Source organism: Streptomyces sp. NPDC006208, from assembly GCF_040613775.1.
Taxonomy (GTDB): domain Bacteria; phylum Actinomycetota; class Actinomycetes; order Streptomycetales; family Streptomycetaceae; genus Streptomyces.
Genome location: NZ_JBEXSW010000086.1, coordinates 1 through 15,554, shown reverse-complemented (window position 1 = coordinate 15,554; position 15,554 = coordinate 1). Strand labels below are relative to the sequence as shown.

Annotated in this window: 12 protein-coding genes; 5 read left to right on the top strand and 7 right to left on the bottom strand. The window is 71.4% G+C overall.

Annotated features, from left to right (window positions below):
- Positions 1-30 precede the first annotated feature (30 nt).
- On the top strand, positions 31-558 hold the full coding sequence (locus ABZ208_RS37970; RefSeq protein WP_356914016.1) for a hypothetical protein: 528 nt from the start codon (positions 31-33) through the stop codon (positions 556-558).
- A 108-nt stretch (positions 559-666) separates the two neighbouring features.
- Positions 667-1,650 carry a nitroreductase gene (locus ABZ208_RS37965; protein WP_356914014.1) on the top strand — a complete coding sequence of 328 codons (984 nt, stop codon included), beginning with the start codon at positions 667-669 and terminating at the stop codon, positions 1,648-1,650.
- A 109-nt stretch (positions 1,651-1,759) separates the two neighbouring features.
- Here the strand turns inward: ABZ208_RS37965 and ppdK are convergent, their stop codons facing one another.
- The 3 genes from ppdK to ABZ208_RS37950 form a co-directional block, all read right to left on the bottom strand.
- Entirely contained in the window at positions 1,760-4,462 is a 2,703-nt protein-coding gene (gene ppdK / locus ABZ208_RS37960; protein WP_356914013.1) for a pyruvate, phosphate dikinase, read from the bottom strand.
- A 234-nt stretch (positions 4,463-4,696) separates the two neighbouring features.
- Positions 4,697-6,514 carry a GAF domain-containing protein gene (locus ABZ208_RS37955; protein WP_356914012.1) on the bottom strand — a complete coding sequence of 606 codons (1,818 nt, stop codon included), beginning with the start codon at positions 6,512-6,514 and terminating at the stop codon, positions 4,697-4,699.
- A gap of 95 nt (positions 6,515-6,609) precedes the next feature.
- Entirely contained in the window at positions 6,610-7,530 is a 921-nt protein-coding gene (locus ABZ208_RS37950; protein ID WP_356914011.1) for a universal stress protein, read from the bottom strand.
- A 235-nt stretch (positions 7,531-7,765) separates the two neighbouring features.
- Here ABZ208_RS37950 and ABZ208_RS37945 point away from each other — a divergent pair, with 235 nt between their 5' ends.
- Complete coding sequence (locus tag ABZ208_RS37945; protein WP_356914010.1) at positions 7,766-8,458, top strand: response regulator transcription factor; 693 nt, start codon at positions 7,766-7,768, stop codon at positions 8,456-8,458.
- A gap of 246 nt (positions 8,459-8,704) precedes the next feature.
- On the opposite strand, the gene ABZ208_RS37940 is transcribed toward ABZ208_RS37945, so the two are convergent.
- The 3 genes from ABZ208_RS37940 to ABZ208_RS37930 form a co-directional block, all read right to left on the bottom strand.
- Positions 8,705-9,772: a zinc-dependent alcohol dehydrogenase family protein gene (locus tag ABZ208_RS37940; RefSeq protein ID WP_356914009.1), complete on the bottom strand. Its 1,068-nt coding sequence runs from the start codon at positions 9,770-9,772 to the stop codon at positions 8,705-8,707.
- A 537-nt stretch (positions 9,773-10,309) separates the two neighbouring features.
- Positions 10,310-10,498: a hypothetical protein gene (locus tag ABZ208_RS37935; protein ID WP_328392531.1), complete on the bottom strand. Its 189-nt coding sequence runs from the start codon at positions 10,496-10,498 to the stop codon at positions 10,310-10,312.
- Between the two features lie 273 nt (positions 10,499-10,771).
- Positions 10,772-11,134, bottom strand: a complete 363-nt coding sequence (locus ABZ208_RS37930; protein WP_356914008.1) for a transglycosylase family protein — start codon at positions 11,132-11,134, stop codon at positions 10,772-10,774.
- 265 nt (positions 11,135-11,399) lie between these two features.
- Here ABZ208_RS37930 and ABZ208_RS37925 point away from each other — a divergent pair, with 265 nt between their 5' ends.
- Positions 11,400-12,896, top strand: coding sequence for an SDR family oxidoreductase (locus ABZ208_RS37925; protein WP_356914007.1), 1,497 nt, complete (start codon positions 11,400-11,402; stop codon positions 12,894-12,896).
- Positions 12,897-12,981: 85 nt separating this feature from the next.
- Positions 12,982-14,355, top strand: coding sequence for a deoxyribodipyrimidine photo-lyase (locus ABZ208_RS37920; protein WP_356914006.1), 1,374 nt, complete (start codon positions 12,982-12,984; stop codon positions 14,353-14,355).
- 122 nt (positions 14,356-14,477) lie between these two features.
- Here ABZ208_RS37920 and ABZ208_RS37915 read toward each other — a convergent pair whose 3' ends face one another.
- Positions 14,478-15,233, bottom strand: coding sequence for a DUF2071 domain-containing protein (locus ABZ208_RS37915; RefSeq protein WP_356914015.1), 756 nt, complete (start codon positions 15,231-15,233; stop codon positions 14,478-14,480).
- Positions 15,234-15,554: the final 321 nt, after the last annotated feature.

Here is a 15,554-nt window from a genome sequence, read left to right as displayed (position 1 = left end):
ACTAGTCCGGGTGGGGGGCGGGGGGGCGGGGTGGGGCGCGGCTTGCGCGGGCGCGGGGTTTGCCCCGGCCCCCCCCGCCGCCCAGAAGGCTGCCGGGGTCCGGGTCTGGCGCCGGGTACCGCTTCGCCGCCATCGCCGGTGGAAGCGGATCAGCACACTCCCGGCAGTACCGCCGGCGCACCCCACCAGACGCCACAGGTCAGATCAGCCGGCCGGACAGACCTCACGGCCGGAGTTCAAGAGAACCCCCTCATCTGTGTGGTCAGCGCCTTCCGCTGTCCGCCGGCTGTCCGGCGCCCTGAGGTGCGGCTCGTGCACTGCTGTCCGAAGCCCGGTGACCCCGTACGGGCGGCTGTCGACAACCGGGACCGCACCGGCGCGGTGATCACAACCGGTCGCGATGCCGGGCATTCGCTCGCGGCCGCGAGAGGCGTCGCGGATGCTGTGCTGCTCGATGTCAGCCGGCACGAGCCCTCTGACAGACGTGGGTCCGGCCGACCCCGGCGCTGTGTCCGCCGCACCCCGGCGGTGCTGCTGCACCGCGGAACACCACAGTGAGGCCGGCCATCAGCACCGCATGGGCCGTTCGGCCCTGGTGGAGTCCGTTCGGCCCCTGCCCCCTCAGCCGGCCGGCCGCCACGCTGGAAGCACCAGAAGGAGGCCACCGTGCTCACACAGACGATCGACACCTCGACCGTGGAGTTTCTCGTCGACCGTGCCACTGCCGCCCCGTCCATGCACAACGCACAACCCTGGCAGTTCCGGTACATACGCAGCCGCGGCACACTGCAACTGCGTATGGATCCCGCCCGTGCCATGCCGGTGGCCGACCTGGCTCACCGTGCGCTGCATCTGGGCTGTGGAGCGGCGCTGTTCAATCTCCGCGTAGCCGCAGCCCACGCCGGCCTGGCGCCGCACATCGAGCTGCTGCCCGATGCGGCCGATCCCGAGCTCCTCGCCGACATCACCTTCACCCCGCACCCCGTCGCCGACGACCGGCTTGCCGCGCTGTATCCGGCGGTCGCACTGCGGCGTACGAGCAGGGAGCCGTTCACCGGCGGGTCCGTCTCCGAAGCACTGCGCGACGGGCTGGCCGGCGCCGCCGTGGCCGAAGGCGCCCGGCTGGCGTTTCTCGGGGACTGGCAGGTGCACTCCGTCCTGGCCCTGGTGCAGGAGGCCGGGGAACGGGTGGCCGCGGATCCGGAGGTCCAGGCGGAGACCGAACGCTGGACACGGGCCGGCACGGGTGACCGTCAGCACGAAGGAATCCCGGCCTACGCCTTCGGGCCCCGCCGCTACACGGGCCGGGCACCGGTGCGCGACTTCGTGCCCCGGAGCGGTACGGGCGAGCGGCGGCGGGCCGTCTTCGAGCAGCACCCCTGCCTGGCCGTGCTCGGTACCCGGCGTGACCGCCCGGTGGACTGGCTCGACGCAGGTCAGGCCCTGGAGCGCGTGCTGCTGGAGGCGACGCTCGACGGGCTGTCCACAGCTCTCGACTCGCAGGCCCTCGAGTGGCCCGAACTGCGCTGGGCGGTGCGTGACCCGCTCACGGCGATGGGGCACGCCCAGATGCTGATCAGGTTCGGCTACGGTCCCGAAACGCCTGCCACACCCCGTCGGCCGCTGCGCGACGTGCTCGAGTACGTGTGAGTCCGACCCGTCACCGAGAGCGGCCGAGTCCGGAGCCGTCACCGGCCTGGAGCGCTCCGATGCCGGCCGCACGGATGTCTCCGAGGAGCCGGCTCGGGGGCGCCCGTCATCAGGCTCGACGCTCGCCGGCCGCAACGGAAGCGAGCGCTGCTCTGCCCGCCTCCAGCCGGGCGACCGGGATGCGGAACGGCGAGCACGAGACGTAGTCGAGTCCCACGCCGTGGAAGAAGTGCACCGACTCGGGGTCGCCGCCGTGCTCCCCGCAGACCCCGATCTTGAGATCGGGCCGGGCGGCGCGGCCTTCACGGACGGCGATCTCGACGAGGCGGCCCACCCCCTCGCGGTCGATCGTCTCGAACGGGGAAGTCTCGAAAATACCTTTGTCGAGGTAGGCCGAGAAGAACGCCGCCTCCACGTCGTCGCGGGAGAACCCCCAGGTCGTCTGCGTGAGGTCGTTCGTACCGAAGGAGAAGAACTGCGCGTCCCGTGCGATCTTCCCGGCGGTCAGGGCAGCCCGGGGCAGTTCGATCATGGTGCCGACCGGGCAGTCGACCGTGATGCCCGTCTCCCGGGACACTTCGGAGAGGACCCGCTCCACCTCCTCCTTCACCAGGTGCAGCTCCTCGACCGCGTCGACGAGCGGGACCATGATCTCCGCCCGGGGATCTCCGCCCGCACGCCTGCACGCCACCACGGCCTCGGCGATGGCCCGCACCTGCATGGCCACCAGCCCCGGGACCACCAGACCGAGACGGACACCGCGCAGGCCGAGCATCGGATTCTCCTCGTGCATGCGCGTGACAGCCGCCAGCAGCTCGGCGTCCCGCGGCTCCGGTGCTCTGCCGAGTGCCTCGTCCCGGGCGAGCCGTACGGACAGTTCGGTCCGGTCGGGCAGGAACTCGTGCAGCGGTGGATCGAGGAGCCGGATGGTGACCGGCAGAGAGTCCATGGCCTCGAGGATGCCGGTGAAGTCCTGGCGCTGGAGCGGCAGCAGGGCGGCGAGCGCCGCTGCGCGGCCGGCGTCGTCGTGCGCGAGGATCATGGCCTCCACCAGGGTGCGCCGGTCGCCGAGGAACATGTGCTCGGTACGGCACAGCCCGATGCCCTGCGCGCCGAACCGGCGGGCCCGGGCGGCGTCTTCGGGCGTATCGGCGTTGGCACGGACCTCGAGCCGCCGTGCCTCGTCGGCCTGCTCCATGAGCCGGTGCACCTCGCGTACGGTCGGCGCCGCGTTCTCGTCGGGCAGCTCGCCGCCGCTGTCGAAGTAGCTCATGACCTCCGAGTCGATCAGCGGCACGGCACCGAGGTGCACCACACCTTCGGAGCCGTCGACGGAGATCACCACGCCCTCGGGCACGGTCACCCCTTCGGCGACGAAGCAGCGCTGCCGCGGGTCCACGACGATGTCCTCCGCGCCGCACACGCACACCTTGCCCATTCCGCGGGCCACCACGGCCGCGTGACTGGTCTTGCCTCCGCGGCTGGTCAGGACCGCTTGCGCGGCGACCATGCCGGGCAGGTCGTCCGGTGCTGTCTCCTGGCGTACGAGGACGACCTGCCGGCCCTCGGCCGCCCGCCGGACGGCTTCGGCCGAGTCGAACACCGCCTCGCCCACGGCGGCGCCGGGTGAGGCGGCAATGCCGTGCGCGATCACGTTCCCGGCTGCCGAAGTGTCGAAGCGCGGAAACATCAGACGGGCGAGCGCTCGGCCGTCGACCCGGTCGAGGGCCTCCCGCGCCGAGATCAGCCCCTCGTCGGTCAGCTGCGAAGCGATGGCGAACGCGGCCTGCGCCGTGCGCTTGCCGACCCGGGTCTGCAGCATCCAGAGGGTGCCGCGCTCGATGGTGAACTCGATGTCGCACAGGTCGCGGTAGTGAGCCTCGAGCCTTTGCATGGTGTCGCGCAGCCGGGCGAACGAAGCGGGATCGAGCCTTGCCAGGTCCTGCAGCGGCAACGTGTTGCGGATGCCGGCGACGACGTCCTCACCCTGTGCGTTGGGCAGGTAGTCCCCGTAGATGCCGGGGCGTCCGGTCGCCGGGTCCCGGGTGAAGGCGACGCCGCTGCCGGAGTCGGCGCCCAGGTTGCCGAAGACCATGGTCTGGATGGTGACCGCGGTGCCCAGGTCGTCGGGGATGTGCTCGCGGCGGCGGTAGATCCGTGCACGTTCGCCGTTCCACGAGGTGAAGACCGCGAGGACCGCACGCCGGAGCTGCTCGGCGGGCTGCTCAGGGAAGGCTTCGCCGGTCTGCTCCTGGATCAGGTCCTTGTAGGTCTCGACCAGCCTGATCAGGTCGGCCGTGTCGAGCTGGGTGTCGTCGGCGGCACGGTGTTCCTTCCTGAGGCGGGCCAGTGCCTCCTCGAAGAGCGCGCTGTCGACACCCATCACCGTGCTGCCGAACATCTGGACGAGCCGCCGGTAGGAGTCCCAGGCGAACCGTTCCCGCTCGGGCGACCGGGCCAGCCCGAGGACGGAGTAGTCGTTCAGTCCGATGTCGAGAATCGTCTCCATCATGCCGGGCATCGAGAAACGTGCCCCTGATCTGACCGACAGCAGCAGCGGGTGGTCCACCTGTCCGAGCCGCCGGCCGGCGGTCTGCTCCAGTGTCGCCAGGTGGGCGGCGATCTCCTGGTTCAGCTGCGCGGGCGCCTCGCCCGTCGCCAGGAACACCCGGCAGGCCTCCGTGGTGACGGTGAAACCCGGCGGCACGGGCAGCCCCATACGGGCCATCTCCGCAAGGTTGGCCCCTTTGCCGCCGAGCAGATCGGCCATGTCCCGGCCGCCTTCGGCGAAGTCGTACACGTACTTGGTCATGGCTTCGACCAGTCCTCCCGCTCATCGCCGGGTGGGTGAGGGGCACTGGGGGAGGGCACTGCGTCCCTGCCCGCGCACCCGCTGCGGCGCCAGATCCTGGCGGCCGAAGCCGGACGTCCAGGTGCCGACCGCGGTGCCGGGTGAGGTCCGCGCTCGCCCGTCGTCTGCGAGCCACCTGTGGACGCCTGCCCGCCCTCTGCGCGCGTACGCAGAGGGACCGGCACCACTTCGCCCTCACTGCGCCGCTGCATCACGCGGATCCCCGTAGCTGTCCGGTGCGGGCAGCGGCACCCGCCACACCACCTGCGTACCGCCCCGTGGTCCAGGACCCACGTCCAGAGTGCCGCCCATCGCGCCGGCGCGCTCGTCGATGTTCTTGAGGCCACTGCGGCCCGCGCCCGGCGGGATCCCCACGCCGTCGTCGGTGACGGTGAGCGTCAACTGCTCGGCCGTGACCACCAGATGCACGTCGACCGCGGCCGCCCGTGCATGACGCGCCACGTTGCTCAGGGCCTCCACGAGCACGGCGACCAGATGCTGTCCGGCTGCGCCCGCGACCCTCGTGTCCAGCAGACCCTCGATGCGCAGGGCGGGTGTGAAGCCGAGGGAGGCCGCCGAGCCTTCGACTGCCTTGACCACCTGGCTGCGCAGCGCCTGGGCCCCCGCCGGCTCCGCCTCATGACTGCGCAGACCGAAAATGGTTGACCGGATGATCTTGATAGTGGTGTCGAGATCGTCCACGGCACGCTCCAGCCGTTCCACGGCCTGCGGATGCTCGACGAACCGTCGGGCACTCTGCAGAGTCATACCGGTGGCGAAAAGCCGCTGGATGGCGAGGTCGTGCAGGTCCCTGGCGATACGGTCCCGATCCTCGAGCAGGGTGATCTGCTCGGCGTCACTTCGCCGCTCGGCCAGCTCCATCGCCAGCGCGACCTGTTCCGCGAAGCCCATCAGCGAGCTCGACTCCTCCTTTCCGAACTGGGCCCGTCCCTTGCCCCTGGCCAACAGCAGGACACCATGCACGCTGTCACCCGTTCTGAGCGGTACGGCTGCCGCCGGCCCCAGACCCGCCCACCGGGCCCTTTCCGGTACGGCGCGCCGATCGTTCTCGAGGTCGGCACTGTCGATGAGCTCCCGCATCTCGAACGCCGTCGTGATGCAGCCGTCGTCCTCGGGCAGCAGCACTCCCTCGTGATGTTCGGCGTCCGCCCCTGCGGCGAGCGCGATACGCAGTCGGCCGGTGCCCTCGGCGGGCACCGCGATCAGGCCCAGATCCGCCGACACGATCGCACGGGCGTGCTCCAGGATCAGTTCCAGCACCTGGGACCGCGGCCGGCCGGACAGCAGAGCGCTCGTGACCTCGGAGCCGGCCGCCAGCCAGCGCTCCCGGCGCCGCGCCGCTTCGTAGAGCCGCGCGTTCTCGATGGCCACGCCTGCGGCGACGGCCAGGGTCGACAGTACGAGCTCGTCCTCGGCGTCGAACGCCGCGGCGCCGCGCTTCTCGGTGAGGTAGAGGTTGCCGAAGACCTTCTCCCGCACACGGATGGGCACGCCGAGAAACGACTGCATCGGCGGATGACGGGGCGGGAAGCCGTGCGACGCCGGGTGCTCGGACAGGTCCGCGAGCCGCAGAGGGGCAGGGTTTCGGATCAGCTCGCCCAGCAGCCCGTGACCGGTCGGGAGCGCTCCGATGGCCGCCCATTGCTCGTCGGTGACGCCGACGGGGACGAACTCGGAGAGCATCCGGTCGTCGCCGATCACCCCCAGCGCTCCGTACTCCGCGTCCACCAGCACGGTGGCGGCCTCGACGATCCCCCGGAGGACCTGGGCAAGATCCAGCTCACGCCCGATGGACAGAACCGCCTCGAGCAGGCGGTGCACACGGTCGCGCGCGCCGCGCACGGCTTCCATGCGTACCTGCAGCTCCACCAGCAGGTCGTCCAGCCGCAGTTCCGAGAGCCGGCGGGCGCCGTCGGAGAGGGACCCGGAGAGGGATCCGGCCAGGGATTCCGGTGCGGTTTCCCGTTCGCGTGCGGGTTCGCTGTCGCTCATTGGCGCCTCCGGCAGACGGATCTGGCCCTACGGCCGGCGTCCGGTTCCACGGTAGGGCCATCACCCGAGCAGCGCCCAGCCCTGGATCCGGCGGATCAACGCTCCGCGGCGCCAACGGTGGCAGCCTCCGGCACATGATCGTGGGGAACGATCGCGACCGGGCAGGCCACATGGTGGACGGCCGCCTGCGTCACCGGCCCCAAGCGCGTGCCGGCACCGTCGCGGTGCCCGACCACCAGGAGGCTTGCCCGTGTGGCCGCCTTGAGCAACTGGTGCGCCGCCCTGCCCGCGACGAGGCGAACACGGAGCGGAACCTCGGCATGCTTGTCGCGCCAGGGCCGCAGGGCAGAGGTCAGCGCCTGCTGACGCTCGGCCGCGAGGACCGCCGCGTCCGGCGCGGGGAGCGGGTCGTAGGCCCGCCCGTAGGGGTAGAGCTGCGGAAGCCTCCAGCTGTGGAGCACCTCCAGGGGCACGCCACGGGCCGCCGCCATGTCGAAGGCGAAGGAGATGAGCTCGTCACCGGCGGACTCCAGGTCGAGGCCGTCCAGGTCGAGGCCGAGCAGCACCGGGCGGGCCTGCGCGGGCAGGGACGCTTCATCCGCAGTCCATCCCCCGCGGACCAGGACGACCGGTACGCGGGCGCGGGCGGTGACGTCCAGGGCGACGGAACCGATCACGAATCCGGCCAAGCCGCTGAACCCGCGCGACCCGAGCACCAGCATCTCGGACTCCCCGGCCGCCGCGAGCAGAGCGTCGCCCGCAGGCCCGGGTCTGCACATCGGTACGACGTGCAGCTCCGGAAAGCCGACGAGGAGCTCGCGCACCGCACTGTCCAGGTGGTCCTCCTGCCCGGCCGGGGCATCGATCCCGGACGGGTGGGTACGGGGCAGTGGACGGGGACCGGCCTGGACAAGGGCCAGCGGGAGGTCCCTGAGCAGTGCCTCGCGAGCCGCCCACTCAGCAGCGGCCAGGCTCTCGAGGGAACCATCGATGCCTGCTGTGATGGTCCTTCGCATGATGCGCCCCCTTGGGTCGCGGTGGCCGGTCGGGCGATGTCCGCGCGGCCCTCGCGCGGCCCCTCCGGTCCCTGCTTCGACCGTCCCACCCGAGCTGCCGGGCCGGGAGGGGATGACCGGCCCCGGACCGGCGCCACTCGACCCCAGCAGATGCAGACGGGGACCGTTCGGCCCTGTCGGCACGGAGCCGACCGGGACATGATCGAGTGAACGGTCCGACCTTCAAGGGGCAGACATGACCGAGGAACCGGCCTTCTCGCAGGAGACGCCCATCCGGGTCTTCCTCCTGGACGACCACGAAGTCGTACGTCGCGGACTGAACGACCTGCTCGAGGCGGAGCCGGACATCGAGGTGGTGGGGGAGGCCGCCACCGCCGAACAGGCGCTGGCCCGCGGACCCGCGCTCCGTCCGCATGTCGCGATCCTCGACGTACGCCTGCCGGACGGCAACGGCATCGCCGTGTGCCGCGACCTGCGCACCCGTATGCCCGGCCTCGCCTGCCTCATGCTGACCTCGTTCGACGACGAGGACGCGCTGCTCGACGCCATCATGGCGGGAGCCGCCGGCTACGTCCTCAAGCAGATCAAGGGCACGGACCTCGTCTCGGCGATCCGCACCGTGGCCACGGGACAGTCCATGCTCGACCCCGCGACGACCGCCCGGCTGATGCACTCGCTGCGCGGTCCGGAAGCTGCCGGTCCCGAGGAGGACGAACGGCTGGCCGCCCTGTCCGAGCGGGAGCGCGAGGTGCTGGACCTGGTCGGCGAGGGACTGACCAACAGCCAGATCGGCAAGCGGCTCTACCTCTCGGAGAAGACGGTGAAGAACCACATCTCGCGGCTGTTGTCGAAGCTCGGCGTGGAGCGACGCGTACAGGCCGCGGTCATCGTCGCTCAGGTCCACGAACACGGAGATACGCAGCGCTGAACGGGCACCCGGGATGCGTCCGCGCGAATGCAGGGACACGGGCTCGCGGCTGGATGCGCGCATCGTGGCGGGGAGGGCCCCATCCACTTCTCGCGGATCCTGATTGCACGGTGCGCGGCACTTGTCCGCTTCCCCGTGTCCTTTCAGGGGTCCTCCCCGTCCATTCCAGGGAACCACCTTCTGGTGCGTGACACCAGTGCCTGTCGGATCCTGTGAATGTCCCGCTCGGCCCGTGGCCCGGTCCCGCTAGGCCGGCAGCGTCACGACGTCATGGCGAGGCCCGCCGAGCACGACCTTGAGCGCACCGGTGTCCGCCGCTCGGGCGAAGACGTCGTACGCCTCCTCCATCTGCCCCAGCTCGAATCGGTGGGTGACCAGTTCGGTGGAAGGCAGCCGGCCCGCCGCCAGCATGCGCAGCAGCAGCGGCGTGCTGTGGGTGTCGACCAGCCCGGTCGTGATCGTCACGTCCTTGATCCACAGATCCTCCAGATGCAGGGTCGCCGGCTTGCCGTGCACACCGACATTGGCGACGCGACCGCCGGGGCGGACCATGCGTGTGCACATCTCGAACGCTTCCGGCACACCGACCGCTTCCACGACCGTATCCGCGCCCAGCCCGTCGGTGAGGTCCTCGACCAGCTTCTCCGGGTCCTCGGCCGCGTTCACCGTGGCGTCCGCTCCGAGGGCGCGAGCTGCGGTCAGCCGGGACTCGGCAAGGTCGATCACGATGATCCGCCCGGGAGTGTGGAGCTGGGCGGTCGCGATCGTGGCGAGACCGATCGGGCCCGCGCCGACCACCACGACGGTGTCACCCGGCTGCACCTGGCCGTTGAGCACGCCCACCTCGTAGGCGGTGGGAAAGATGTCGGCCAGCAGCACCGCGTCGTCGCTGCCGACGGCGCTCGGCAGCGGGTGCACGGAGAGGTCCGCGAAGGGCACCCGTACGTATTCGGCCTGCGTGCCGTCGATCAAGTGGCCCAGGACCCAGCCGCCACCCCCGCGGCACTGGCCGTAGCGGTTCTCGCGGCAGAACCGGCAGCGCCCGCACCCCGAGATGCACGACACCAGCACCCGGTCGCCCGGACGCACCGTGCGCACGTCGCTGCCGATCTCCACCACCTCACCCACGGCTTCGTGCCCGAGGACGCGTCCCGGCGCGACTTCGGGGACGTCGCCCTTGATGATGTGCAGGTCAGTACCGCAGATCGTCACGGAGCCCACGCGGACAATGGCGTCCGCGGCGTCCTTGATGCCGGGATCGGGCACGTCCTGCCAGGACGTCTGCCCGGGCCCCTGAAACACGAGCGCCTTCATGACCTCGCCTTCTTTCCGCGTGCCGCAGCGGTCGCCCCGCCTTTCGGGGTGCTCTCTGCCAGCGTCCCCCGTCCGGCCCGCGGGCGCTTGGTCCGCGTGGGCCACGGCCGGGCGCTCGGCCGCGACAGGGGCACCGTCGCTCAGCTCACCCCCCCCGCGTGTCCGTCGCGAGCGGGTCCGGCAGCGTTCCCTGGAGGCCGGGGATCAGCCGCAGCGCGAGTGCCCGGCCCTCCGGATCGCCGCCGCGGTGCCGTGCGACCAGCTCACCGAGGGCTCGGCGGCTTGCGCGTATCTCCTCGGCGGCGACTGTGCGGGGACCGTGGCGTGAGAACCCGACCGCCAGGGCCTCGGACTCTCGTGAGGCCGCGGAGCTGGAGAGGGAGGGACCTGCGATCTGCCCGACGGGCCGCGGCCGGCGCGGGCACGGTCCGTGGACATCCCACGGGTCCTCGGCCTTCACCCGGTGACGGCACATGGCGCAGGGCGGCGCGCGGCGCACCGCGCCGCCTTTCCGCGGCCCCGGCGGGCAAGTGCCGCCTACAGGAGGGGACTTGAAGGGCGGGGTGAATGGCCGTACTGGGTACGGGAGTCCGCCTGCCAGGGGGTGGACGGGCGGATTGCCTCCTCCAGAGCCCGTACGGTTCGCTCCGCTTCAGTGCGCACCTGCGCCGGAATGTCACCGAGTTCCGTGACGAGCCGGTCGTAGATCGGCGCTTCCTGCCACACGGTCAATCAGTCCTTCCCGAGAACCAGTTCTGCTCCCGCGAACCGGAAGCGGCTGTCGAGTGTAGGGCCGCCGGGCAGGACCGCCGCCGTCGCCCCCGCCGAACGGTCGCCGCAGTCATACGCTACGGGCCGGCGCACGCCTCCCGGCGCATGCCCTCTTGGTTCGTTCACCGAGTGCGGGACCGGCCATTCACGGTGCGGTCGTCAGCTGTCAGGACGTGTCGGTCCGGAGAGTGATCACTGAGGCAGGGTGCGACCGCTTCGCAGCACCTTTCACCTGCGACCGCACCAGCCCCAGGCGCCCATCCCCTGCTGGGCGGCGAGTCGCTTGCCCGTGGCGATCTGCTCGGCCCGGCTGGCCAGGTCGGCCCGAGGCGCGTACCGCAGGCCTCCGGCAGCCACCCAGCTCGACTGAATGAACTGCAGGCCGCCGAAGTGCCCGTTGCCCGTGTTCGCACGCCAGTTCCCGGAGGACTCGCACCGCGCGATGGCGTCCCAGTCGACGCCGCCGCCGTCCTGAGGAGCGGATGCGTACGCGAGGCCGGATCCGAGCACGAGGACAGGAGCGCAGGCCAGGACCGTGGCCAGCATCCTGACGGAAAGACGGATCCGGCGGCCGGTCGAATGACAGGGCATCAGACGTTCCTTCGTTGGGCAGTCCTGCCGCAGCCGCGGCAGTACTCATGGCGAACCTAGGCGGACGCGACGCGTCCCCGCACATTCTGTTGCGCCTGTCAGGGCTGGATCGGGCAACGCGCCGCGTGACGGCGCAGACGACACGGCCCGTGACGGCCGGGACCCGAAGCCGCTCGTTGTGCGGAAGGGAACAGCGAGGCGCACCGTAGGTGGCGGGACGGGCGGTGCGTGACCGCGACCGACCGGCAGGAGGGTGGTGTGAGCGTTGCGTTGTCTCGTGGCGGGTGCGACGGGCTACATCGGCGGCCGTCTTGTGCCCGAATTGCTGGAGGCGGGGTACCAGGTGCGCTGCCTGGCCCGGACGCCGGCGAAATTGCGTGACCATCCCTGGGCGCGGGACGTCGAGGTCGTGCGCGGCGATGTGACCGATGCGGGGTCACTGGGGGAGGCCATGCGGGATGTCGACGTGGCCTACTACCTGGTGCATGCCCTGACCACCGGCTCCGGCTTCGAGGAGACCGACCGGCAAGCGGCCGAGAACTTCTCCGGGCAGGCTCGTGCCGCCGGGGTGCGGCGGATCGTCTATCTGGGCGGACTGACGCCGGCCGGGGTCCCCGAGCGTGACCTGTCCGCGCACCTGCGCTCGCGCGCCGAGGTGGGACAGGTCTTTCTGCGCTCGGGCGTGCCGGCGACGGTGCTGCGCGCGGCAGTGATCATCGGTTCGGGATCCGCGTCCTTCGAGATGCTGAGGTACCTGACCGAGCGCCTGCCGGTCATGGTGACGCCGAGCTGGGTCGGCACCCGTATCCAGCCCGTCGCCGTCCGTGACGTGCTGCGGTATCTCGTCGGGAGCGCGGAGATGCCCGATTCGGTGAGCCGGACGTTCGACGTCGGCGGGCCGGACGTGGTCACCTACGAGGAGATGATGCACCGGTACGCCGCGGTGGCGAATCTGCCGGCCCGCCTCATCGTGCGGGTGCCGATGCTGACACCGCGCCTGTCCAGCCTCTGGATCGGGCTGGTCACGCCCGTTCCGCCGTCGCTCGCCCGGCCGCTGGCCGAATCGCTGCGCCATGAGGTCGTCTGTCGCGAGCACGACATCGCCCGGTACGTGCCCGATCCGCCGGGCACGCCGATCGGCTTCGACCGCGCCCTCGCCCTCGCCCTCCAGCGCGTCCGTGACGCACAGGTCGCCACCCGCTGGTCGTCCGCCTCCCTGCCCGGAGCTCCTAGTGATTCCCTGCCGACTGATCCGGCCTGGGCGGGCGGGAGCCTGTACTGCGACCGGCGGGCACGGACCGTCGATGCGTCGCGGGAGGCCCTGTGGCGGGTGATCGAGGGCATCGGCGGCGAGAACGGCTGGTACTCCTTCCCGCTCGCGTGGGCGGTGCGGGGCTGGCTGGACCGGCTTGCCGGCGGGGCCGGGCTCCGGCGCGGACGTCGGGACGCGGCGCGGCTGAGGGTGGGCGACTCGCTCGACTTCTGGCGGGTGGAGGAGATCGAGCCGGGGCGGCTGCTGCGGCTGCGTGCCGAGATGCGTCTGCCGGGGCTGGCATGGCTGGAGATGTACGCGGAAGGGGACGGCAACGGCCCCACCCGCTACCGGCAGCGGGCACTGTTCCATCCGCGCGGCCTGCTCGGGCACATGTACTGGTGGAGTGTGTCACCGTTCCACGCCCTGGTGTTCGGGGGCATGGCGCGCAACATCGCGAAGGCCGCGGGCCGTGCGGACGCCGCGCGTGAGGCCCATCGCGCGGACTGAGCCCGTGAGGAGCGCATCCGTCGGCCGCGTGCCGCCGTTGGTCCGGGACGGCAGTACCGTCACGACCCCCCTTGGGAGTGCCTTCATGAAGTGCGCAGTCGTCCTGTTCACCTCCGATCTGCGGCTGCACGACCATCCGCCGCTGCGGGCGGCCCTCAGCGCCTGCGAGCAAGTGGTACCGACGTTCGTCCTGGACGACGGCATCAGGGCCGCGGGATTCCCGGCTCCCCACCGGCAGGCGTTCCTGGCCGACTGTCTGACAGATCTCGACGAGCAGCTGCGCGCCCGCGGCGGTCGGCTTGTCGTCCGCTCGGGTGATGTCGTCGACGAGGTCGGCGCAGTCGCACACGAAGCGGACGCGGACGAGGTGCACATGGCAGGAGGTGTCAGCAGTTACGCCCACGCCCGCGAGGAGCGGCTGCGTACCGCACTCGATGAGCAGGGCCGCAGACTGTACGTCCACGACGCCGTGGTCACCGCGCTCGCCCCCGGCGCCGTCGTCCCCTCCGGCTCGGACCACTACGCGGTCTTCACCCCGTACTACCGCCGCTGGTCGCAGGAGGAGATCCGCGGCACGCTCGGCGCGCCCCGCTCCGTGCGCGTGCCCGACGCCGTCCGCTCGCAGAAGATCCCCTCCCGCAAAGACGTCGCAGGGGTCGCAGAAGGCCTCGCCGACGGCGGGGAGCGCGAGGGCCGCAAGCAGCTGGCGCGATGGCTCCGCAGCGGCCTCGGGCGGTACGAGCAGATGCGTGACGACCTTGCGGCCGACGCCACGTCGAAGCTCTCTGCCCACCTGCACTTCGGCACGATCTCCGCGGCCGAAGTCGTCCACCGCGCCCGCTCCGCGGGCGGTCCGGGCTCCGACGCGTACGTACGCCAGCTCTGCTGGCGCGACTTCCACCACCAGGTGCTCGCCGCCCGGCCCCGCGCCGCCGCCGACGACTACCGCGACCGGCACGACCGCTGGCGCACCGGTAGCGAGGCCGAGGACGACATCGAAGCATGGAAGAACGGGCGCACCGGCTACCCTGTCGTCGACGCCGCCATGCGCCAGCTGCGCCACGAAGGCTGGATGCACAACCGGGGGAGACTACTGGCCGCGAGCTTCCTGACCAAGACGCTGTACGTGGACTGGCGCACCGGCGCCCGGCACTTCCTCGACCTGCTGGTCGACGGCGATCTGGCGAACAACCAGCTCAACTGGCAGTGGGTCGCAGGGACGGGCACGGACACCCGGCCGAACCGCGTACTCGACCCCGTCCGCCAGGGCCGGCTCCACGACCCGGACGGCACGTACGTACGGCGCTGGGTACCCGAGCTCGAGGACCTTCGAGGAACTGCTGTGCACGAACCCTGGAAGCTCCGGAGCCACGACCGCGCCCGCGGCGGCTATCCCGAGCCGCTGGTCGCTCTCGCCGAAGGCCGGAGACGGTTCGAGCGAGGCCGCGGCATCGACTGACCGGGCGGCGGCAGCCCTGTGCACCGTCTGAGCGTCGTGGCAGTGGCATGGGTGCGGTGAAGACCGACCGGCCCACCGGCGCCACGAGCAGAGCGGTGTGTGGCCCTCGGCAGGCGCGGAGGTCAGGGTGTGGGGATGCCGCCGGGACGGGCCGGGCGTCCGAAGCGCACGGCGACGCCGGGGGAGTACAGCACGCTGGCCGGCTCGCCGAGCGGCGTCGGGAGCCCTGCGATCGTAGTGAGATCCTCGTCACACTCGACCAGTTCGGCGCGATGCAGCGGCCACTGCGGGTGGGTGTTCGGGAGGTACATCTGCCGTCCGTACGACGTGTTGTGCATGCCCCAGCGTGCCGTGAGGAAGAGCTCGAGGGCGGTGGGTTCCTGGATCAACACGCCCGGGCGGACGGTGATCCGGCTGTGCGCACCGCGGGGGCCCGGCCAGCGCCTGGTGCTCGTGTAGGTGATCGTGCCCTCGCCGTGGGAGATGCTCATCCGGGACCACAGGTACGGCAGCCGGAAGAGCGCCCGCGCGACCGCAACGGGGATCAGGCGTGAGGCGTCGAGCGAGCGGAAGACGACCCCGCGACGTCCTTGGGCATCCACGGAGTAGAGACGGACATTGGTCTCCGGGAAAGTGCCCAGGTACGGGACGCCGGGGAGACGAAACCAGCCGACGCGGTGCATACGGAAGGGGACGAGGCCCACGTAGGTGGCCCCGTCGAGTGTGTCGGGAACCGTACCTGCCGGCAGGAGCGGGGACACGTCCGCAGGGTCGACGGCCCAGTGCAGAAAAGCCAGGTCGAGCCACGACTGCGTGAGCAGCGGATGTGCGGTGGAGGCGGGCGGGTCGGCGGCTATCGGTTCAGGGGCGAGGGGCAAGGCGGACACGGCGCCAGCATCGCACGCACCGCTGACCCCGGCGGCCTGCGACCTCCCCGAGTGACGCACGTCTCCAACCACACCCTCTGTGGCGGGTCGCCCGGCAGCGGCCCGAATGGCCCGGCCGGCGAGAGGGCCTGCTGGTCGCCCACCTTGACCCGGTCTCGTTGGCCCGACGGCACATCGGCCGGGCGCACTGTGCTGGCGTCGTTGCGTGCGGCGGGCTTCACCGGGTCTCCGTAAGTTGTTGGGCGGCCCGGGAGGGCCGGATGTGGCTTACCGGGTCTTGCCAGTTGTGGCTCCGAAGGAGTGGCCGTCCGG

Coding starts and splice junctions, on each gene's coding strand:
- ABZ208_RS37945 (WP_356914010.1), top strand. CDS start 7,766: ATGACCGAGGAACCGGCCTTCTCGCAGGAGACGCCCATCCGGGTCTTC.
- ABZ208_RS37940 (WP_356914009.1), bottom strand. CDS start 9,772: ATGAAGGCGCTCGTGTTTCAGGGGCCCGGGCAGACGTCCTGGCAGGAC.
- ppdK (WP_356914013.1), bottom strand. CDS start 4,462: ATGACCAAGTACGTGTACGACTTCGCCGAAGGCGGCCGGGACATGGCC.
- ABZ208_RS37920 (WP_356914006.1), top strand. CDS start 12,982: ATGAAGTGCGCAGTCGTCCTGTTCACCTCCGATCTGCGGCTGCACGAC.
- ABZ208_RS37950 (WP_356914011.1), bottom strand. CDS start 7,530: ATGCGAAGGACCATCACAGCAGGCATCGATGGTTCCCTCGAGAGCCTG.
- ABZ208_RS37955 (WP_356914012.1), bottom strand. CDS start 6,514: ATGAGCGACAGCGAACCCGCACGCGAACGGGAAACCGCACCGGAATCC.
- ABZ208_RS37930 (WP_356914008.1), bottom strand. CDS start 11,134: ATGCCCTGTCATTCGACCGGCCGCCGGATCCGTCTTTCCGTCAGGATG.